Origin of the sequence: Dokdonella fugitiva (genome assembly GCF_014138265.1) — a bacterium.
GTDB classification, from domain to species: domain Bacteria; phylum Pseudomonadota; class Gammaproteobacteria; order Xanthomonadales; family Rhodanobacteraceae; genus Dokdonella_A; species Dokdonella_A fugitiva_A.
On record NZ_JACGXL010000001.1, the window covers coordinates 384,127 to 404,395 of the forward strand.

Consider the following 20,269-nt stretch of genomic DNA (forward strand, 5'->3'; position numbering starts at 1 on the left):
CAGGTATCGCAAATCTACTACAGCGCGCGTCGTGAAATTCGGCGCATTATATGCGGACGCGATGGCTCATCTCGGGTATCGTCGGAGCACGTCAGGGAGAGGCGATGGGGGTTGCATGATCCGAGTGGTTCTGGTCGACGATCACGAGCTGGTGCGTACAGGCTTCCGCATGATCCTCGCGCAGCAGGCAGGCATCGAGGTGATCGGTGAGGCGGCCGACGGCGAGCACGGGCTCGCGTTGATTCGCAGCGAAATGCCGGACGTCGCGCTCGTCGACGTCCACATGCCGCGCCTGAGTGGCATCGAACTCACCGATCGCGTGCGCAAGCACAAGCTGTCGACGCGCATCGTCATCCTCAGCGTCGTGAGCGAAGCGCCGTTCCCGCGTCGCCTCATCGAGGCGGGCGCGAGCGGTTACCTGACCAAGGGTTGCGCCGCGGACGAGCTCGTGCGCGCAGTGCGCCAGGTCGCCGACGGTCGTCGTTATCTGTCGCCGGACATCGCCGAGGTGCTCGCGCTCGGTGCGCTCGACGGCGGGGAATCGCCGTTCGAGGTGCTGTCGGCGCGCGAACTCGATGTCGCGATGATGCTCGCGCGCGGACAGGACATGCAGCTCATCGCCGACAAGCTGAAGCTCAGTGCGAAGACGGTAGCGACCTACAAGTACCGCCTGTTCGACAAGCTCGGCGTCGACAATCCGGTCGCGCTCGCGCATCTCGCACACACTCACGGCCTGCTCGACGACCGCACGCGCGCGCTCAGCGACTGAGGCTTCGCGCGCGCCACGTCGCACGCCCCGTTCGTTCTTCGATCGCTGAATTCCAAGCCGCGCGGCACGGGCATGGTGCCCGTGCCGCGAACGGACTCAGTCGGTCTTCGCGTCGTCGTTCGTGCGAGCCGGTTCGGTGCGTACGGGCTCGTCGGCCTGCGACGACGGCTTGCGCTCGTCGGCGGCCGGCGTCGACAAGGGCAGGTCGAGCGTCTGTCCGCGATCCGTCGACGCCGGCGCGGGACTGCTCGACGGAGCAACGCTCGCCGGAATCTCACGCGGCGGCGGCGCCGTCGAAGGAGCGCTCATCGTCGGAGCCGCCGTTGCTGACGGTCCCGCTGCCGGCGTGGATGCCGGCACCGGCGCAGGCTTCGGCGGCTCCGTCGGAGCGCGCAGGTCGACTGGCGTCGGACGCGGCATCGGCGGCGTCGCGGCTTCGACCGGCGCGAGCGTGTGCGTCGTGCCGAGCGCAGCGGCGACTTCGCGTTGCAGCGAACGTTCGTGCAGGCCGTGCGGCCCCGCCGGCACCACGGGCTTCGGCGCCACAGGTGTCGGCAGCGGCTGCGTCGCCGCAGCGGGCACGGGCGCAGCCGGCGCATCGGCGCGCGGTGCAGGTGCCGGTGTCGACGGGGCGGGCGTCGCGACCGGCGTTACCGCCGGTGTCACCGGTGCGGGTTCAACGGCCTGGGGCTTCGGCGAGCGGTCCTCGACCGGCGTCGGAGCGGGCGTGTGCGGTTGTACCGTCACGGCGGGCGACGTGTTCGGCATGGCCGAAGACGCTTCGGGCTTCGCGGCAACCGGTGCAGCGACGGGTGGCGTCGCCTTGCGCTGCTCGTCGCCACCGTCCTCGTCGTCGAAATCATGGTCGAGTTCCGCGTCCGCGTGCATCGCCGATCCGGTGTCGGTCGCGCCTTCCTTGCGACGGCGACGGCCACCGCGACGACCGCGGCGACGCGAGCGCATTTCGTCGCGCGACGCCTCGCCTTCGGCCTTCGGAGCATCGGCCGGCGCGCCGGGGGTGACGACGCGCTCGATGTTCTCGGCGGGCGCGGGGCCACCGATCAGCGGGGGTTGGATCGAGGGGTCGGCGGGTTTCGGCGTGGGCTGCTGCGGAGCGGGGCGCGCTTCATTCGCCGGCTTCACTTCGTTCGGCGCGCGCTGTTCGCGCTGCTGCGGACGTCCATCGCCGCCCGCGACCGGCTGCTCGCCGCTGCGGTTGCCGGGGCGTTCGTCGCGGCGATTGCCGCGCTGCTGTTGTTGTTGCTGCTTCTGGTTCGAGCTCTGACCGCGCTGCTCGTTGCCCGGCCGGCCGTCGCGACGGCCGTCACGTTGCTGCTGGCCCTGCTGCTGCTGCGCGCCACCCTGGCGCGGCTGTTGCTGCTGCGGCCGGTTGCCTTGCTGCGGCTGTGCAGCGGGACGCTGCTGCGCACGCGCGGACTGAGGACGCGCGCCGTTCTGCGCCGGGCGTGGCGTGCTCGTCGCCGGCGCCGCCGGCTCGCTGCCGCCACGGAACCAGCCGATGAAGCGTGCGATGAGGCCACCGCTCGGCATCGCCGGCGCTGGAGCCGGCGCGGGCACGGCGACGGGTGCAGCGGCGACCGGTGCGGCCGGTTCGGGGCGCTCCGGGGCCGGGGTCGCGCGTACGACGCCCGCGACGGCCGGCTGTTCCGGCTCTTCGCTCGGGCGAAGCATCTGGGGCAGCGGCGTCGTCGCGACCGGCGTGGTGCGCTGGTAGCTCGGCTTGATGTCCTCGCCGATGTCGGCGGCACGCAGGCGCTGGATCTCCAGGTGCGGCGTCTCGAGCTTTTCGTCGGCGACGACGATGACGTTGACGTCGTGGCGCGCCTCGATCTCGGTGAGCTGGCGGCGCTTTTCGTTGAGCAGGAAGTTCGCCACGCTCGGCGGCGCCTGCACGAGCACCTGGCCCGTGCTGTCCTTCATCGCATGCTCCTCGACCAGGCGCAGCGCGGACAGCGACAGCGATTCGACGCCGCGGATGCGACCGTGGCCTTCGCAGCGCGGACAGACGATCTGCGTCGCCTCGCCGAGGCTCGGACGCAGGCGCTGGCGCGACATCTCGAGCAGGCCGAAGCGCGAGATGCGGCCGACCTGCACGCGCGCGCGGTCGAGCTTGAGCGCGTCCTTGAGCTTCTCCTCGACGTCGCGCTGGTGGCGCGGCGAATCCATGTCGATGAAGTCGATGACGATGAGGCCACCGGCGTCGCGGATGCGCAGCTGGCGCGCGATCTCGACCGCGGCCTCGCAGTTCGTGTTGAACGCGGTCTCCTCGATGTCGCCGCCCTTGGTCGCCTTCGCCGAGTTGATGTCGATCGCGGTGAGCGCTTCGGTCTGGTCGATCACGATCGAGCCGCCGGAAGGCAGACGCACGCTGCGCTCGAACGCGTTCTCGATCTGCGTCTCGATCTGGAAGCGCGAGAACAGCGGCGTGGTGTCCTGGTACAGCTTGAGCTTGCGCAGGTTGTTCGGCATCACCTGCTGCACGAACTCGCGCGCGTCGGCGTAGAGTTCCTCGTTGTCGATGAGGATCTCGCCGATGTCGTTGCGCAGGTAGTCGCGCAGCGCGCGGATGATGAGCTTGGATTCCTGGTAGATCAGGAACGGCGCCGCGCGCGACTGGGCGGCATCGGAGATCGCCTTCCACAGCTGCAGCAGGTAGTCGAGGTCCCACTGCAGTTCTTCGGCGTCGCGGCCGAGGCCCGCGGTGCGCACGATCAGGCCCATCTCGTCCGGGACCTGCAGGCTGTCGAGGGCCTCCTTGATGTTCTGCCGGTCCTCGCCCTCGATCCGGCGGGACACGCCGCCGGCCTTCGGGTTGTTCGGCATCAGCACCATGTAGCGGCCGGCGAGGCTGATGAACGTGGTCAGCGCCGCGCCCTTGTTGCCGCGCTCTTCCTTCTCGACCTGGACGACGATCTCCTGGCCTTCCTTGAGGAGTTCGCGGATGCCCGCCTTGTTCGGGTTGAGGCCCGGCGTGAAGTACAGGCTGGAGATTTCCTTGAGCGGCAGGAAACCGTGGCGGTCCGCGCCGTAGTCGACGAAGCAGGCTTCGAGGGACGGTTCGACGCGGGTGATGCGCGCCTTGTAGATGTTGGCCTTCTTCTGTTCCTTGGACGGGATCTCGATGTCGAGGTCGTAAAGGTTCTGGCCGTCCACGATCGCCACGCGCAACTCTTCCCGCTGAGTCGCGTTGATCAACATGCGTTTCATTGTCGTATTTCCTTCTCGGCGCTCGACTGCCGTCGGCGCTGCGCGATGTCGCGCTGCGCGATGCCCGCGTTTCACGGGCCGACGGCGGCAGGTGCGCCTCGTGTTTCCAACCAGCGCTTCCGCGCGCCGGCATCATTAGGGTTGCTGCGCATCCGCGAATCCCCGCCCTCGTTGCGACGGCGAGCAATCCGCGACCCGAGCCATTACGATGGCCTCCCGCTCCTGCGCAGCGCTCCGATGGAGTGATCGAATGCGCAGGGCGCGAAAGGACGCGATGGACGGGGGCGTCATAGCTGTCCCGGACTCCCGCGGATGGGGCCCGGCACGGCGCGACACGCCGGTTCAGCATAGCAGTTTCCGGAAGATTTTTTCAATGAAGACACGCACTTCGGCGACAAATCGCGACGCCGACTCCAACCGTCGACGCGGCGCCGCAGAGCGCCCGCCGCGGCCTGCCGCCGCGCTGCCGGCGGCTCCCGTGGACGCCACGCCGCGGGTGCAGACCGTCCCCGTACCGGAGGACCGTGAAGGCCAGCGCCTCGACAATTTCCTCGCTGGCCGGCTCAAGGGCGCGCCCAAGAGCCTGATCTACCGCATCTGCCGCACCGGCGAGGTCCGCGTGAACGGCCGCCGCGCCAAGCCCGACCATCGGCTCGCGGCGGGCGACGAGGTGCGCATCCCGCCGGTCCGCCTCGCCGAGAAGGGCGACGCTGGGCCCCCGCCGAGTGCCCAGCTGAACAGGATCGAGGCGGCGATCGTCTACGAGGACCGCGATTTCCTCGTCATCGACAAGCCGGCCGGCGTCGCCAGCCACGGCGGCAGCGGGGTCAGCTTCGGTGCGATCGAGCTGCTGCGCGCAGCGCGCCCGCGCGACACGCTCGAGCTCGCCCACCGGCTCGACCGCGACACCAGCGGCGTCCTCGTCCTCACGCGCAAGCGCTCGGCGCTCACCGCGCTGCAGGCGGCGATCCGCGAAGGCCACGTCGAGAAGCGCTATCTCGCGCTCGTCGAAGGCGCATTGCCGAAGACGCGCCTCACCGTCGACGCGCCGCTGCGCAAGTCGGTGCTGCAGGGCGGCGAGCGCATGGTGCGCGTCGATCCCGAAGGCAAGCCGTCTCGCTCGCACTTCAGCGAGGTCGAGCGTTACGCCGGCGCGAGTCTCGTCGAAGTCGCGCTCGAGACCGGCCGCACGCACCAGATCCGCGTGCACGCGCAGCACCTCGGCCACCCGCTCGCGGGCGACGAGAAGTACGGCGACCGGGAATTCAACAAGACGATGCGCGAACAGGGCCTCAAGCGCCTGTTCCTGCACGCGGCGCGCTTCGAGTTCTCGCTCGGCGAGCGCAGCTACAGTTTCAGCGCGCCGCTCGCGCCCGAACTCGCCGCGACGCTCGACGTGCTGCAGGGACGGCGCGCGGTGCGCTCAACCCCGCGCTGAGACCGGCTGCGACCAGCGCCACTTGAGGTTCACGCCGAGCGTACCCAGCACGATCAGCGCGATGCCGGCGAGTTGCACCGGCTGCAGCGTGCGACCGTACAGCACGTAGTCGAGCAGCAGGGTGACGACGGGGTAGATGAATGCCATCACCGCGATCATCGTCACCGGCAGCCGCGGATAGGCGGAATAGAACAGCACGTAGCAGATGCCGCTGTGGACCAGCCCGAGCCCGGCCAGCCACAGCCAGTGCGGGCCCACGTGTGCGACCGCGCCGACGTCGGCGAACGGGGCGAGCATCGCGGCGCCGGTGAGGCACTGCACGAGCACGACGAGGAACGGTCGCTCGCGGCTGATGCGTCGCGACAGCAGCAGCGAGGCGCCGCAGAGGATCGCCGCGACGAACGTGAGGGCGATGCCGAGCATGTAGGCAGGCCCGGCGCCGGCGAACAGTTTGAGCGGATCGGCCGCGAACGCGACACCGACGAACGCGAGCGCGGTCCAGGCGAGGTCGGCCGCATGCGCCCGCTCGCCGAAGAACACGGCCGCGATCACGATCATCGCGAACGGGAAGAAGTGATAGACCAGCGTCGCCACGCCGATCGACGAACGCGCCATTCCGGCGAACAGCGCGACCCAGTTGAGCACGAGCAGCACGCCGCTGAGCACCGCGGCGCGCAGCAGCGCGCGATCGCCCAGGACGTCGCGAAGGTGGCCCCGCGCGACGCCCCACAGGACGAGGAACACGCTGCCGAACACGCAGCGGAAGAACACGGTCGTGATCGGATCCTGGCCGCCCTCGTGGGCGAACACGCCGACCGAGCCGATCAGGATCTCGGCGACGAACAGTTGCAGCATCGCGCCGCGCGCGTCGTGCGGATTCGGGGAAGGCATGCGGACGTCACCGGTCGGGAGAGGCGAACGCAGCGTAGGCGCGGCGGAGCGACCGGTACAGAATCAGATATCATCGAAATGGACCGGTACAGATCGCATGGCCTCGACCTTGCTCTACGAAGACCTCGCAGGACGCCTCGGCGCGCAGATCCGCCGTGGCCTGCTGCGCCCCGGCGAGCGCCTGCCGTCGCTGCGGCGGCTCGGCCGGCAGGAGCGGGTGAGCATCGCGACAGCGGTCGAGGCGTACCTGCGGCTCGAGCGCGAAGGACTCGTCGAGGCGCGCGAGCGCTCCGGCTACTTCGTGCGCGCGCAACGCGTGGCGGTGCCGGCGGCGCGCTTGCCACGCGTGCAGGCGCGTGCGCCGCAGGCCTTGCGCAACCCGGCGCTGCTCGGCGTGCTCGACGTGCTGTCGCGCGAAGACCTGTTGCCGCTGCACGTGACCACGCCCGCGCCGGAGCTGCTGCCGGGCAGGGCGATCGCCGCGGCGACCACGCACGTGCTGCGACGCGACCCCGGCGTCGCGCTCGCCTACGGCGCGCCGCAGGGGCTGCCTGCGTTGCGCGAGCAGATCGCGCGGCGCTACCTGCGTTGCGGCGTCGAGGTCGATCCCGGCGAAATCGTCGTCACCGCGGGCGCGATGGAAGCGATCACGCTCGCCCTGCGCAGCGTCACGCGCGCGGGCGACGTCGTCCTGCTCGAAACACCGACCTACTACGGCATCCTGCAGGCGATCTCCGCGCTCGGCCTGCGCGCGATCGAGGTGCCCAACCGCGTCGGCAGCGGCATCGATGCGGCGGCCTTGCGCGCGCTGCTCGCGCGCCACGCGGTGCGCGCGGCGGTGCTCGTGCCGAACTTCAACAACCCGACCGGCAGCCTCACCGGCGACGACGACAAGCGCGAGATCGTCGCCGCGTGCGGTGAGCACGGCGTGACGGTGATCGAAGACGATCTCTACGGGGAGCTCGCGTACTCGGGTGAACGGCCGGCGCCGCTGCGCCGCTACGCAGGCCGGACGAGCGTGATTACCTGCAGCTCCTATTCGAAGACCCTCGCGCCCGGCCTGCGCATCGGCTGGGCGCTCGCCGGCACGCACGTCGACGACCTCGTGCGCGCGAAGTGCTTTTCGTCGGTCGCGACGGCGGGCCTGCCGCAGCGCGCGATCACCGAATACCTCGTGCGCCACGACTTCGATCGCGCGTTGCGCCGCCTGCGCCGCGAACTCGCGACGAACGCGCAGCGCTGGCGCGACGCGATCCGCCGCGGCTGGCCCGAGGGCACGCGCGTGTCGGACCCGGCCGGCGGCACGACGCTGTGGCTCGAACTCGCCGGCGGCGTCGACGCGCAGGCCTTGTTCGAGGCTGCGGTCGCACGCGGCATCGGTTGCCTGCCGGGGCACCTGTTTTCGCTCCGCGGCGACTACCGCACGCACCTGCGCCTCGGCCTCGGGCTCGCGTGGAGTCCGCCGGTCGAAGCGGCATTGCGCGAACTCGGTCGCCTCGCTGGCAGGTTCGCGCGGCGACGCACCCCGAAGGAAGGACACGAATGATCGAACTGGTCGGTTTCGACGGCGACGACACGCTCTGGCACAGCGAAGGCTACTACCAGCATGCGGGCGCCGAATTCGAGCGCATCGTCGGTGCCTACATCGACGTCGCCGACGCATCCGTGCGCGGCCGGCTGCACGCGGTCGAACGGCGCAACCTCGCCTTGTTCGGCTACGGCGCGAAAGGCATGGCGCTGTCGATGGTCGAGGCCGCGATCGAACTCACCGACGACGCGATCAGCGCGCGCGACATCCATCGCATCGTCGAACTCGGTCGCGCGATCCTCGATCATCCAGTCGAACTGCTCGACGGCATCCGCGCCGCGGTAGAGGACGTCGCGTCGCGCCACCGCATCGTGCTGATCACCAAGGGCGACCTGTTCCACCAGGAGCGCAAGGTCGAGCAGAGCGGCCTCGCCGGGCTGTTCCACCGCATCGAGATCGTCTCCGAGAAGAACGAGCGCAGCTATGCGCGCGTGCTGGCCGAATGCGCGGTGGCCGCGCCGGCGTTCGCGATGGTCGGCAATTCGCTGCGTTCCGACATCGAGCCGGTCATCGGCCTCGGCGGCTGGGGCATCCACATGCCGTACCACGTGACCTGGGAACACGAACTGCAGCACGGCGTCGAAAGCGGCCATCCGCGCGTCGCGACCGTCGACGGTCCCGCGGGCATCGCCTTGGCGCTCGCGCAGTTCGCGGAGGCGGGGCGTCGGTAGCCGTGGCGTATCGTCCGGTCCCGGTCGTGCTCCGCTCCCACGCGCGAGGAGCGTGCACGCGTCGTGGCTACAAGCCGACCAGCGGCTGCAGCATGCGAGCGAACCAGCCGGGGAAGCGCAACGGTGCGTCCAGCGCCGCCACGCACACGCAAGGACCGCCTGCCGAAGTGACCGGTCGATGCAGTGTTTCGGGACCGAGATCGGCAGCGTCCCCCACACCGAAATGGCCAAGTTCGTCGTCATACGATCCCGCGAGCACCTGCGTGAGTTCGATCCCGCCATGGCTGTGGAGGGGCATGCTCATTCCTGGATCGATCCGCAACAGGATCAACGCATGGCCACTCGTTCGCAGCGCCCGAATCATGCGCACGCCCGGAGCGAGCCAGCGCCAGCGCAACGATCGCCACGACGTGCCGAAGTAGGGATGCAGTGCGCGCGGCAGGTTGTCGGGCCCGGCCGTCGCTTCCTCGCGGCGCGGCGGAACACGTCGGTTCGGATGGGCGTCCAGCGCGGCGAGCATATGCTCCCGGAGGTGCGGCATCCTCATCGCGTCGTCGGTGGATGGCTGCTGTTGTTCCAGCAGGGTTCCACCGATACCTTCCGCGGTGGCGAGGCGCGAACGACAATGGCGACATACGTCGAGATGGGTGGCGGCGACCGCGGCCATTTCCGGCGACAGTGCGCCGGACGCCCAGCCGAGCACGGTGGTCTCGTCGAGGTGGTGGCGCGGGCTCATGGGAATTCCTTCAGGCCTGACTGCAGTTTGAGGAACGCGCGCCGCAAGTGCGATTTCACGGTACCCAACGGCATGACCAGTTCATCGGCGATTTCCTGGTGCGATTTGGCCTCGAAGTACGACATGCGCAGCAATCGCGCCTGTACCGCCGGCAGCGTGTCGATGCGCGCGGCCAGATCCGTTTGTTCGACGTGTCGTTCCGTCGTGTTCGCCGGCGGAATGTCTTCATCGATCCATTCCTCGCCGATCGATTGCCACAACGGCTCGCGCCGAACACGATCGATGTGGAGATTGCGGGCGATGCGGAACAGCCAGGTCGACACGCTGCCGCGCATCGCGTCGAATCGATCGGCGCGTTGCCAAAGGCGCAACAGCGCCTCCTGCGCCAGTTCCTCGGCTTGCGACTCGGTCGAACCCAGGCCCCGGAGGTAAAGGCGCACGCGCGGTGCGAAGTGGTCGTAGATCCGCATGAAACTGTCACGGTCGCGCCGCTCGGACACGGCCGCCATCTGCCACGACCAGTAGCCAGCATCTTCCGTTGGATGGGCGCCGCTGCTGGACATCGCTCTGGTCTGGTCGAACGGCGATACGCCGATGGGCAAGGTTCGTATGTTCATGCGGGACCGACATGGGTTACAAGGTCCAATCCACGCCTCCGCGTACGGACGACGGCGCGACACGGATGCACGCCCGCGAAGCCTGCGTGGCGTGGCGCGCTCGATCGCTCGGCCGGACATGGACGGCGCGCCGGTTCAGCGAGCGGTGGACGACCGCTGGTCGTCGCGCGGTTCCGGCCACTGTTGCGGCACGCGGCGGACGCGCGACGGTGCGTAGCCGAGTCCCTCGAGGCGCGCCAGCAGGCGAGCGTAGTCCGCTTCCGGAATGGTCGGCGTGCGCGCCATGATCCACGCGTAATCACGCGCGCTGCGCGCGACGATCGTCTGCTGATAGTCGGGGTCGACATAAGCGATCACGTACTCGGCGCGGATCGGCCAGATGAACTGCATGCCCCATACCGCGTTGCCGCTGCCGGCGCGCACGAACCCGCGCGGCCGCATCGTCTTCACGGGCGCATCTACCGAGCCCTCCCGATAGCGGAACGTGGTCTCGATCGTCCCGTCTTCGGCCAGCCGATAGCCCTCGATCGCATTGACCGCGCTTCGTTCCGGACGAGAAGGCACGTGGGCGATCACGTACCAGTCGCCCATGAATCGTTGCAGGTCGACGTGGTCGACCGGCGCGAGTTGCGCGTGACCACGGCAGCCTGCGGCGGCCAGGGCCAGCGACGCCACGAGGGATCGGGCCAGGCGACGCGCGCTCATGCCGGCTTGCCGAAGCGGTAGTGCGCGACCATCCATTCGCTGCCACCGGCGTATCCGAACAGCTCCGCACACGCCATCCAGAACATGCGCCAGCGTTGCGTCCAGAGTGTCGCGGCGTCGCCGTACGCGGCGCGCATCACTGGAGCGAGCGCAGCGCGCGCGCGGTCCTGGTTGCGCAACCAGTGTTCGGCGGTGCGCTGGTAGTGGCGGCCGTCGACGAGCCAGCGGCGTTCGACGTTCAGGGAGCGCTGGAACCAGAGCAGGGTGTCCGCCGATGGCATGAGGCCGCCCGTGAAGAAATGCCGCCCCATCCAGTCGTGCTCGCCTTCGGTCTCGAACGGATACATCAATGTGCGATGACAGAAGATGTGCACGAACAGCTTGCCGCCCGAGCGCAGCCAGCCCGCGATCCGCGCGAGCAGCGCATCGTAGTTGCGCATGTGCTCGAACATTTCCACGGAGACGCACCGGTCGTAGCTCGACTCCGCGAGTTGCAGTCGATTGACGTCGCAGGTGACGACCTCGACGTTCATGAACCCGCGCTCTCGGCAGCACGCCTCGATGAACGTGCGTTGCGAACGCGAGTTCGACACCGCTGTGATGCGCGCATCCGGATAGCGCTCGGCCATCCACAACGTCAGCGAACCCCATCCGCAGCCGAGCTCGAGGATGTCCTGGCCGTCGGCGAGTTCGGCGCGCTCGGCGTAGCGTTCCAGCATCGAAGTTTCCGCCTGCGCGAGCGTTTCGTCGCCGTGCTCGAACCAGCAGGCCGAGTACTTCAGGCGCGGTCCCAGACAGTGGCGGAAGAACTCCGGCGGCAGTTCGTAGTGCTGCCGGTTCGCCGCATCGACGTCGATGGCGAGCGGGCTCTCCCGCAAGGAAGCGACCACCTGCTGGAACGCGAGCTCGGCAACCTCGATGCCGTTGGCGCGTCCTTCGCGCAGCCGCGACGCACACAACCGCCGGATGCCGACGCGGACGAGCGCGTCGGGTAGAAGGCGACGTTCCGCCAGGCCGAGCAGCCCGGAGGCTGGCCGCTCCGCCGGCAGCGGGACACGACCATCGTCGATCGCGGGCGTACTCATCATTCGCTCCTCGGGAACCATGGAATCAGCATCGGGGTACTGCGCTGGTAGGCGCGATAGTCGTCACCGCGTGAACGCAACGCTTGCGCCTCGGTGAAGGGAATGCCGCTGATCCAGCGCAGGAACACGTACATCACCAGCGGGCCCGACCAGGCCATCCACGCGAGCGGCGAGCCGAGTGCCAGGAAGACGTAGGCGAACCAGTGCAACCATTCGAAGAAGTAGTTCGGATGACGCGAATAGCGCCACAGGCCAGCGCGGCATGTCCTGCCCCTGTTCGCCGGATCAGCGCGGAAGTTCGCGAGTTGCGCGTCGGCGGCGGATTCACCGGCGACCGCGAGCAGCCAGATCGCTGCCGCTGTCGCCAGCGCGGCGGCACGGACGTCGGGATTCGCCGCGACGGCGACGAACGGGACGGCGAACATGGCGACGAGCAGTGCCTGGAACTGGAAGAACGCGAACCAGCGGTACGGATCGTTGCCCCAGCGACTGCGCAGGTGCGCGTAGCGACCGTCCTCGCCTTCAGCGCGCACGCGTCGCCATAGGTGCAGCGCGAGACGCAAGCCCCAGCTGCCACCGAGCATCGCGAGCGCCGCGCGTGGCCAACGCGCGCCGTCACCGATGGCGGCCAGCACGATGGCCGAACCGCCCACGCCGGCGGCCCAGACGACGTCGACGATGCCGGCGTTGCGGTGGTGGCGTTGCCACGCCCAGGCGCAGCCCTGCGCCACCGCCGCGATGGACCAGACCAGGAGCAGGGAGCCGGCCGCATTCACGCCGTCACCTCCACCGCATCGGCAGTGCGCGACCGCTCCGAGAGCAGAGGGAGAGCCACGGCCCACGTCATTCCCACCGCGAGCAGCCCCGCGCCGTCCACGCGTATCGCGTCGACGCGCGCCGCGGCGAGATAGGCGAGGGGCGCGCCTGCCGCGCCGAGCGATGCGGCGAGCCAGGGGCGTCGCTGCAGGAATGCGAGCGAATGACCGAGGGTCAGGCCGAATGCAGACCAGATCGCGAGGATCCACAAGGGTGCGACGAGCGCGGGCAGCGGCGTCGCGTAGACGACGAGCCCGGTGTGCGCGAGCGCGCCGTCGACGACGATGCCGGCTGCGATCGATGCCGCCGCGGTCCGCAGGTCCGCGCGGCGTCGTCGCGAGAGCGACAGCTGCAGCGTGCCGAATCCGACCAGCGCCACCACTGCGGGCCACGACGATGCGCGCGCTGCACCGAACACGGCGATGAACCAGACGCATTGATAACCGACGATGTTCGCCAGCGCGCTCATTCAGGCCTCCACGCGCGAAAGACCGGCGAAGTAGCCGACTTCGCGTCGTTTCGGCTTGGCGAGCACGAGTTGCGCGACACCGATCGCGCGCTCGCGGAAGCCGCCTTCGCAGTAGGCCAGGTAGAATTCCCACATGCGGATGAAGTGCTCGTCGTAGCCGAGGTCGCGCACCTGCGGCAGGTGCGCAAGAAAGCGCTGTCGCCACGCCAGCAGCGTCGTCGCGTACGATTCGCCGAAGTCTTCCAGGTGCGTCAGCGCGAGATCGCAGCTGCGCGCCTTGGCCGCGACGAGTGCGGCGATCGACGGGATGAAGGAACCCGGGAACACGTGACGCTTGATGAAGTCGACCGAGCGCAGCGCCCGCTGGTAGCGATGGTCCTCGATGGTGATCGCTTGCAGCACGGCGAGTCCGTCCGGCGCGAGCAGATTGCCGAGCGCGCGGAAATAGGTATCGAGCCAGCGCGCGCCGATCGCCTCGACCATCTCGATCGAGACGAGCCTGTCGTAACGCCCGCGCAGGTCGCGGTAGTCCTCGAACAGTACGTCGACACGATCCCGCAGCCCGGCACGGGCCACGCGCTCGCGCGTCAGGTCGTATTGCTCGCGCGATATGGTCGTCGTGGTGACGTGGCAGCCGTGGCGTGCGGCGGCGTGCAGCGCGAAGCCGCCCCAGCCCGCCCCGATCTCGAGCACGCGATCACCGGGGCGCAGGCGCAGCTTGTCGCAGATTCGTTCGAGCTTGCGCGTCGACGCATGCTCGAGCGGCTCGGAGTCGTCGGCGAACAGGGCCGACGAGTACATGAGATCGTTCGACAGGAACAGGCGGAAGAACGGATTGCCGAGGTCGTAGTGCGCCGCGATGTTGCGCCTCGCGCCTCGGCGCGTGTTCCCGCGCATGCGATGCAATGCGCGCATCGCCCATCCGCCGATGCGCGCAGCGCCGCCCTCCATGCGGTCCAGTAGTTCGCGGTTTCGCAGCAGGAGGCGCACGAGGCCGACCAGGTCGTCGCAGCGCCAATGACCTTGCATGTACGCCTCGCCCGCACCGACGGTACCGTTGGCGGCGACCATGCGGTAGAACGCGGGATCGTCGACCGCCACGTCGACGCAGGGATGGCTCGGGTCGGCTGTGCCGAGCCGGATCTCACCGCCCGCGTCCCGCACGACCAGCGCGCCGTCCTGCAAGCCGCCGAGACGCTCGAGCAGGAACCGGCGCAGGCGGCGGTCGAACCAGCCCAGGCGAGCGGGCGCGTCGTCGATCAAAGCGTTCATGGGGTTCCCCGGAAATGGCGCGGATGGTCGTAGACGGGATTGCGCTTGAGCCACAGTCGCAGCGCCTGCCAGTGGATCGCCGCCAGCACCTGCAGGGTCATGGCCGGATAGCGACCCAACACGTGGGCGAGCGAGCGACCGTCGATCGCTCGTCGCTGCATCACGAGGTCGGCGTCGAACTCGCGGTCACCTGCGCGAAGCACGTTCATGCGCACGCGCAAGTCATCGGCGGGCGTCGTGAAAGACCAGCGGTAGCGACGCTCGATCGGCATGAAAGGTGATACATGGAAGCGCTTGTCGAAATCCCAGTGAAGGGCGCGCCCCCTGCGTTCGGCGGCACCGATGGGCAGGACGTAGGCGTGCCGTTCGCGCCATGGCGTGTTGGTGATCTCTGCAAGCACGCACTGCAGCTCGCCGCCGGCATCGTGGCAGTAGTAGAAGCTGACCGGATTGAAGACGTGGCCGAAGTAGCGAAGATGCGTGAGCAGGCGGATCGGCCCCTCGGGCGGCTCGAAGCCCTGCGACGCAATGCGTCGCCTCACGGCTTCCGCGAGGGATACCTCCACCGGTCCGAGGTAGTCCGCGCGGCGAAACTCCGCGAGGTTCGGGCCGTGGGCCGACCACAGCCAGCGCTGAGCGAAGATCCGGTCGATTTCCTCGAGGTCGAGGTACAGCTGCGCCATGCGGTACCGGAATGCGTGCGGTGCCGGCACGTGCCGCCGGTGCCGCACGACACCCTCGTAGATGCAACTGGCGAGCGGGGCGTCGTTCACGTGGGCGCCCACGCGACGTCCCGGTTGCTGGCGTCGACATGCGCCGCGGCGGACGCGGGGCTCCAGTGTACCCCGAGCGCATCCGCGATCTCGACGGCACTGCGCATGCCGTCCTCGTGGAAGCCCCAGCCCCAGTAGGCACCGGCGAACCAGGTCCGCCGCTGCCCCTGGATTTCGGACTTGCGTCGCTGCGCCGCGACGGCCGCGTGCGTGAACACCGGATGGTGGTAGCGCATGCGACGCAGCACGCGTGCGGGATCGATGTCGGCCGTGCGGTTGAGGCTCACGACGAAGGGCACCGGTGCATCGAGCCCTTGCAGGAGATTCATGCAGTAGCTGACCGTGCACGAGCCCTCGCCTTCGCGCGGCACATGAGCGTTCCAGGCCGCCCAGGCCTTGCGGTGGCGCGGCAACAGACGCGCGTCGGTGTGCAGTACGGCATCATTCGCCTGGTACCCGATCGCGCCCAGGACGTCCTGCTCGCGCTCGCTCGGGTCGCCGAGCAGCCCGATGGCCTGGTCGCTGTGGCAGGCGAGGACGACCTGGTCGTAGCGTTCGGTCGCGCCGTGCGCCTCCACGTCGACGCCGGCAGCGGTGCGAAGGACGCGATGCACGCGCGCGCCGATGCGCGCCTCCACGCGCCAACGCGATGCCATCGCGTCGACGTAGCTGCGCGAGCCGCCGCGAACGACGCGCCACTGCGGGCGGCGCGTGATCCGCAGCATCGCGTGGTTGGCCATGAATTCCGCCAGGTGCCGTGCGGGGAATTGGAGTGCCTGCGAGGAAGGCGCGGACCAGAGCGCCGAGGTCATCGGTACGAGGTGATCGTCGCGGAATGCGTCACCGAAACGATGCCGCAGCAGGAATTCCCCGAGCGTGGGGCCGTCCCCGGATTCGACGAGCAGCGAGGGCGCCAGGCGATAGAAGCGCGCGAGGTCGCGCAGCATGCCCAGGAACCTCGGCGACGCGAGGTTCCTGCGTTGGCAGAACAGGGTGTCGAGCGTCGCCGCGCTGTATTCGAGGCCGGTGCGCTCGTTGCGCACCGAGAAGCTCATCGTCGTCGGCTGCGTGGCCACGCGGAGTTCGTCGAGCAGTCGCGTCAGCAACGGGTAGTTGGCGTGGTTGTGCACGATGAAGCCGCTGTCGATGCGATAGTCGCGACCTTCCCAATGGATGTCGTGCGTGTGCGTGTGCCCGCCCAGGCGCGTGTCCGCTTCGTACAGCACGACGTCGTTCTCGCGCGAGAGCAGCCAGGCCGAGGCGAGGCCCGAGATGCCGGAACCGACGACGGCGATGCGCACGTCAGGGCCTCGCCTTTGCAAGCACCCATCCGGGCACGGGTTTCAGACGGCGAACGAGACCCAGCGCCGCGAGCAGCCGCAGTCCGTACCAGGTCACGTCGACTTCCCACCAGCGGAAGCCCTGGCGTGCCGAGCCCGGGAAGAAGTGATGGTTGTTGTGCCAGCCTTCGCCGAACGTGAGCAGCGCGAGCCAGCCGTTGTTGCGGCTGTCGTCGCGCGTGGCATAGCGCCGCGTACCGAACCGGTGCGCGAGCGAGTTGATCGTCACGGTCGCGTGGAACAGCGCGGTGGTCGAGACGAAGAAGCCCCAGACGAGCATCTGTGCCCCCGTCGTGCCGAGCGCCGGGGCGAACGCGTCCAGGAGTACGCCGGCCAGGTAGAGCAGGAGCGCGAGCACGACAGGAGCGGCGACGTCGTAACGGTCGAGCCAGCGCAGTTCCGGGTAGCAGGCGAAGTCGTTCACGCGCTGCCAGTCCGTGCGGAAGGCGGACGGGGTGAGGAACCAGCCCATGTGGCTCCACAGGAAACCGCGCAAACCGGGAGAGTGGGGGTCGAGGGCAGTGTCCGCGTGTCGATGATGGTTCCGATGGTGAGCGGCCCACCACAGCGGCCCCCGTTGCGCGGCCGTGGCACCGATCAGTGCGAACACGAACTGCACCATGCGCGACGCTTCGAACGTCCGATGCGAAAAGTAGCGGTGGTAGAAGGCCGTGATCGCGAACATGCGCGCCACGTACAGCCCGACGGCGGTCCAGACGGCGACGGCGGAGACGCCGACGAAGAAGACGCACGCGCATGCGAGGTGCATCGCCACGAACGGCGCGACGCGCAGCCAATCGATGCGCTGTGCCGCGTCACCGACTGGCTCGTGGCGAGCACTTGCATCGAACCAGGCGCGCAACGACCGCAAGCGGGCAGCAGCGGCGCTCCACCGACTTGCGTGCCCTGCCGTCATCGTCGGCTCCTCTTCCCGTTTCGACATAGGTCATACGGGCGAGGACGCGCGGCGGATGCAGCGCCGAGCCGGGATGATTTCCGGACATGCCGGCGGCACGCCCGGGTCGATCACGGCGCGCAGCGCCCAACCAGTTCCGTGCGCGCCGCGGCGACCCACGCGGTGTCGTCCGCTTCGGCGACGCGTTGGTCCCGCGGGAAGCGGATGACGACCTCCCGGTTGCGTCCATGATCGTCGCGGATCGTGCCGATGCCGCGGAATTCACGCAGGCGGCGGTCTTCGTCGTACACGAGCCACATCGTCGGCAAGGCGAAGGCATACCAGGCATCGAGCCGCACCTTCATGCGGCGTAGACGTGCCGCGCGATCGGCTGCGGTGGTGCCGTCCTCGATGCGCACGTCCACCGTGGCGAATCGGCTCGGCAGCAGCAGGTGCGCGTTCAGCGGGACGCCGGCCCAGAGCGAATCCCCGTGCGAGCGGATGAAGGCATCGAAACCGGCATCGATGACCACATCCAGTCCCGGGTGGAGCAGCTGCGTCCTCAGCGGCGTGCCGCTGCGCTCCTGCCAGTAGACTTCGCGCCCACGCGGAGTGGGGCGCACGCCTTCGCGATGTCCGTCGCGACCATCGGTGAATTCGAAGTCGGGTCGACTGGCGCCATCGACTTCGCGCAGGGTCTTGCGCGCGAATGCGCGACCGTCCGGGCAGCGATAGAGGACGAGCCGCGCCGGTACGCCGTCGTCACGATGGAGCCAATGCGTCTCGCGATACAGCAGGTTCGTGCCGTCGGCGCCATAGGCGTAACCTTCGTAGCGCAGGACGTCGCCGTTCGACCGTTCGGCCGGACGAACCTCGAAAGACGCAACGATGAGCACCGCGAGGGCAACGCAAACGCTCGCGCGGCGCGTCGATGGCGCGATTCCCGAGTGGCCGGCAGGTGACGTCATGGCCCTTCGATACGCAACGCAGAGCAATGCGGATGCGTCGGCGACGTTCAGTCGTCGCCATTCTTGTGCCGCACGGCATCGTAACCCGCGAGCGCAGCGCCGCGACTGGCGGCGAGGTCGATCATCGGCATCGGATAGCCGCAGCGTCGCAGCGTCGCAGGGTCGGTCCAGGGCCGGTGGATCGAGCGAGCGTCGATCGCCGAAAGTTCCGGCACCCAGCGGCGCACGTAGGCGCCGTCGGGATCGAAGCGCTCGCTTTGCGTGACCGGGTTGAAGATGCGGAAGTACGGCGCGGCGTCGGCGCCGGTGCCTGCCGTCCACTGCCAGCCCTGCGTGTTGTTGGCGAGGTCGGCGTCGACGAGCGTGTCCCAGAACCAGCGCGCACCCACGAGCCAGTGCTGGCGCAGGTTCTTGGTCAGGAACGAAGCGACGAGCATGCGCACGCGATTGTGCATCCAGCCCGTCGCCCAGAGTTCGCGCATGCCGGCGTCGACGATAGGGATGCCGGTGCGTCCCCGTTGCCAGCGCCGGACCTGCCGTGGTGCCGCGGGTGCCCACGGATAGGCGTCGAACGCGGGGTTGAGATTCCGTTCGGCGCTGTGCGGGAAATGGAACAGCAGGTGGTGCGAGAACTCACGCCAGCCGAGCTCGCGCAGGAAACTTTCCTTGCCGCCGCAGCGCGCCTGCTCCAGCTCCCACGCGATGCGCATCGGCGCGATCTCGCCGAAATGCAGATGTGGCGAGAGACGCGACGTGCCAGCCAGCGACGGCACGTCGCGCGCGGACGCGTAGTCGCCGATCGCTTCGTCGAGAAAGCGCTGCAACGCCGCTTCTGCGCCCGCTTCGCCGGGTTGCCAGGCGGCGTCAAATCCTGCGTCCCAACGGATGCGCGGCAGCAAGCCGAGCGCATCGATCGTCGACGTCGCCGCGCTCGCGGTCGGGATGCGCTTCGGTGCGGGCAGCGGCGGGTGCGGCTGCAGGCGCGCGCGCAGGTTGCGCCAGTACGGCGTGAAGACGCGATACGGGCCGTTCGATGCGGTCGCGATTTCCCAGGGTTCGCACAGCAGCGCGGCGTTGAAGCTCTTCGCGTCGATGCCAACGTCGCGCAATGCCTGCTTGATGTCGACGTCGCGGGCGATCGCCGCAGGCTCGTACACGCGGTTCCAGTAGACCGCGCGCGCGCCGGTCGCGACGACGAGGTCGCGCAGTTTCGCGAGGCTGTCGCCGTCCTGCACGTGCAGCGCCGAGCCGCGTGCACGCAGGTCGCGGTCGAGTGAGTTGAGCGAGTGATGCAGCCACCAGCGGCTTGCCCCGCCCGGCGACCAGGGGGCTTCCTCGTGCGGCGCATGCACGTAGACCGGCACGATGCACTCGTGCGCGGCGAGCGCCGCCGACAGCGCGGGGTTGTCGGCGAGGCGCAGGTCGCGGCGGAACCAGACCAGCGCGGTATTCATCCGGCAGACGGTCGGTTCGTGCAGACAGGTTCGGCGCGCATCGGCAGGAATCGCAGGAGATGTACGAACCTACGCAGCGGCGTGCGTTCCGGATGCAGGTCAGGACGCCTGCAGATCCTCCACGCGCGCGGCGCAGATGAGGTCGTTGAGCGAGAGTCCGCCGACGTCGTGCGTCGAGTAGTGCACGGCGCAACGGTTGTAGTGCACTTCGAGGTCGGGATGATGGTCTTCGCGATGCGCGATCGAGGCGACCGCGTTGACGAACGCCATCGTCCGGAAGTAGTCGGGGAAGCGGAACTCCTTGCGGATGCCGCTGCCGTCCGGCGTACGTTGCCAGCCGGGCAGGGCGGCGAGACCGGCAGCGACGTCGGTGGCGGCGAGGGCGGCATCCTTGCCCTTGCGCGGCACGCAGTGCTGCGCGCGCAGTGATTCGATCGAATACGGCATGTCGGAATCCCGTTGCGGAGGCGATGCGCGAGTATAGGCGGATGACGCGCGCCCAATTCAGGACTAAACTGGTGCTGTTTCTTTGCGGACGTCGTGTCCGCGAAGGA

The 20,269-nt window shown here is 69.0% G+C and carries 19 protein-coding genes; 4 read left to right on the forward strand and 15 right to left on the reverse strand.

Features of this window, described 5'->3' with window-relative positions; genetic code table 11:
* The first annotated feature begins 115 nt into the window (after positions 1-115).
* On the forward strand, positions 116-769 hold the full coding sequence (locus tag FHW12_RS01825) for a response regulator (protein WP_182529281.1): 654 nt from the start codon (positions 116-118) through the stop codon (positions 767-769).
* 96 nt (positions 770-865) lie between these two features.
* Here FHW12_RS01825 and FHW12_RS01830 read toward each other — a convergent pair whose 3' ends face one another.
* A complete protein-coding gene (locus tag FHW12_RS01830) occupies positions 866-3,988 on the reverse strand; it encodes an Rne/Rng family ribonuclease (protein WP_428993612.1) in 3,123 nt (1,040 codons plus the stop codon).
* Between the two features lie 487 nt (positions 3,989-4,475).
* On the opposite strand from FHW12_RS01830, the gene FHW12_RS01835 reads away from it, so the two are divergent.
* Positions 4,476-5,435 carry an RluA family pseudouridine synthase gene (locus FHW12_RS01835; RefSeq protein WP_310735112.1) on the forward strand — a complete coding sequence of 320 codons (960 nt, stop codon included), beginning with the start codon at positions 4,476-4,478 and terminating at the stop codon, positions 5,433-5,435.
* On the opposite strand, the gene FHW12_RS01840 is transcribed toward FHW12_RS01835, so the two are convergent.
* Positions 5,421-6,326 carry a DMT family transporter gene (locus tag FHW12_RS01840; protein ID WP_182529284.1) on the reverse strand — a complete coding sequence of 302 codons (906 nt, stop codon included), beginning with the start codon at positions 6,324-6,326 and terminating at the stop codon, positions 5,421-5,423. The genes FHW12_RS01835 and FHW12_RS01840 overlap by 15 nt on opposite strands.
* A gap of 97 nt (positions 6,327-6,423) precedes the next feature.
* Here FHW12_RS01840 and FHW12_RS01845 point away from each other — a divergent pair, with 97 nt between their 5' ends.
* Together FHW12_RS01845 and FHW12_RS01850 are read left to right on the forward strand one after the other, a co-directional pair.
* On the forward strand, positions 6,424-7,872 hold the full coding sequence (locus FHW12_RS01845) for a PLP-dependent aminotransferase family protein (RefSeq protein WP_182529285.1): 1,449 nt from the start codon (positions 6,424-6,426) through the stop codon (positions 7,870-7,872).
* The gene (locus FHW12_RS01850; RefSeq protein WP_182529286.1) at positions 7,869-8,585 is read left to right on the forward strand and encodes an HAD family hydrolase; all 717 of its coding nucleotides are present in this window, start codon (positions 7,869-7,871) and stop codon (positions 8,583-8,585) included. The genes FHW12_RS01845 and FHW12_RS01850 overlap by 4 nt, the downstream gene beginning before the upstream one ends.
* A 67-nt stretch (positions 8,586-8,652) precedes the next feature.
* On the opposite strand, the gene FHW12_RS01855 is transcribed toward FHW12_RS01850, so the two are convergent.
* From FHW12_RS01855 to FHW12_RS01915, 13 genes are all read right to left on the reverse strand, one after another.
* Positions 8,653-9,321, reverse strand: a complete 669-nt coding sequence (locus FHW12_RS01855) for a ChrR family anti-sigma-E factor (RefSeq protein WP_182529287.1) — start codon at positions 9,319-9,321, stop codon at positions 8,653-8,655.
* Positions 9,318-9,938 carry a sigma-70 family RNA polymerase sigma factor gene (locus FHW12_RS01860; RefSeq protein WP_428993605.1) on the reverse strand — a complete coding sequence of 207 codons (621 nt, stop codon included), beginning with the start codon at positions 9,936-9,938 and terminating at the stop codon, positions 9,318-9,320. Before FHW12_RS01860 ends, FHW12_RS01855 begins: the two co-directional genes overlap by 4 nt.
* Before the next feature lie 135 nt (positions 9,939-10,073).
* Positions 10,074-10,643, reverse strand: a complete 570-nt coding sequence (locus FHW12_RS01865) for a lipocalin family protein (RefSeq protein WP_182529288.1) — start codon at positions 10,641-10,643, stop codon at positions 10,074-10,076.
* Positions 10,640-11,728 (reverse strand): SAM-dependent methyltransferase, encoded by a 1,089-nt coding sequence (locus FHW12_RS01870; protein WP_182529289.1) that lies wholly within the window; start codon positions 11,726-11,728, stop codon positions 10,640-10,642. Before FHW12_RS01870 ends, FHW12_RS01865 begins: the two co-directional genes overlap by 4 nt.
* A complete protein-coding gene (locus FHW12_RS01875) occupies positions 11,728-12,504 on the reverse strand; it encodes a DUF1295 domain-containing protein (RefSeq protein WP_182529290.1) in 777 nt (258 codons plus the stop codon). Before FHW12_RS01875 ends, FHW12_RS01870 begins: the two co-directional genes overlap by 1 nt.
* Entirely contained in the window at positions 12,501-13,013 is a 513-nt protein-coding gene (locus FHW12_RS01880; protein ID WP_182529291.1) for a DUF2878 domain-containing protein, read from the reverse strand. The genes FHW12_RS01875 and FHW12_RS01880 overlap by 4 nt, the downstream gene beginning before the upstream one ends.
* Positions 13,014-14,285 (reverse strand): SAM-dependent methyltransferase, encoded by a 1,272-nt coding sequence (locus FHW12_RS01885; protein ID WP_182529292.1) that lies wholly within the window; start codon positions 14,283-14,285, stop codon positions 13,014-13,016. It abuts the gene before it with no gap.
* The gene (locus tag FHW12_RS01890; protein ID WP_182529293.1) at positions 14,282-15,058 is read right to left on the reverse strand and encodes a DUF1365 domain-containing protein; all 777 of its coding nucleotides are present in this window, start codon (positions 15,056-15,058) and stop codon (positions 14,282-14,284) included. The genes FHW12_RS01885 and FHW12_RS01890 overlap by 4 nt, the downstream gene beginning before the upstream one ends.
* The gene (locus tag FHW12_RS01895) at positions 15,055-16,359 is read right to left on the reverse strand and encodes an FAD-dependent oxidoreductase (protein ID WP_182529294.1); all 1,305 of its coding nucleotides are present in this window, start codon (positions 16,357-16,359) and stop codon (positions 15,055-15,057) included. Before FHW12_RS01895 ends, FHW12_RS01890 begins: the two co-directional genes overlap by 4 nt.
* A 1-nt stretch (position 16,360) precedes the next feature.
* Positions 16,361-17,314, reverse strand: coding sequence for an acyl-CoA desaturase (locus FHW12_RS01900; RefSeq protein ID WP_182529295.1), 954 nt, complete (start codon positions 17,312-17,314; stop codon positions 16,361-16,363).
* A 110-nt stretch (positions 17,315-17,424) separates the two neighbouring features.
* Positions 17,425-18,261, reverse strand: a complete 837-nt coding sequence (locus tag FHW12_RS01905) for a hypothetical protein (RefSeq protein ID WP_182529296.1) — start codon at positions 18,259-18,261, stop codon at positions 17,425-17,427.
* 47 nt (positions 18,262-18,308) lie between these two features.
* On the reverse strand, positions 18,309-19,715 hold the full coding sequence (locus FHW12_RS01910) for a cryptochrome/photolyase family protein (protein ID WP_182529297.1): 1,407 nt from the start codon (positions 19,713-19,715) through the stop codon (positions 18,309-18,311).
* Between the two features lie 99 nt (positions 19,716-19,814).
* Positions 19,815-20,162 carry a 4a-hydroxytetrahydrobiopterin dehydratase gene (locus tag FHW12_RS01915; protein ID WP_182529298.1) on the reverse strand — a complete coding sequence of 116 codons (348 nt, stop codon included), beginning with the start codon at positions 20,160-20,162 and terminating at the stop codon, positions 19,815-19,817.
* Positions 20,163-20,269 lie beyond the last annotated feature (107 nt).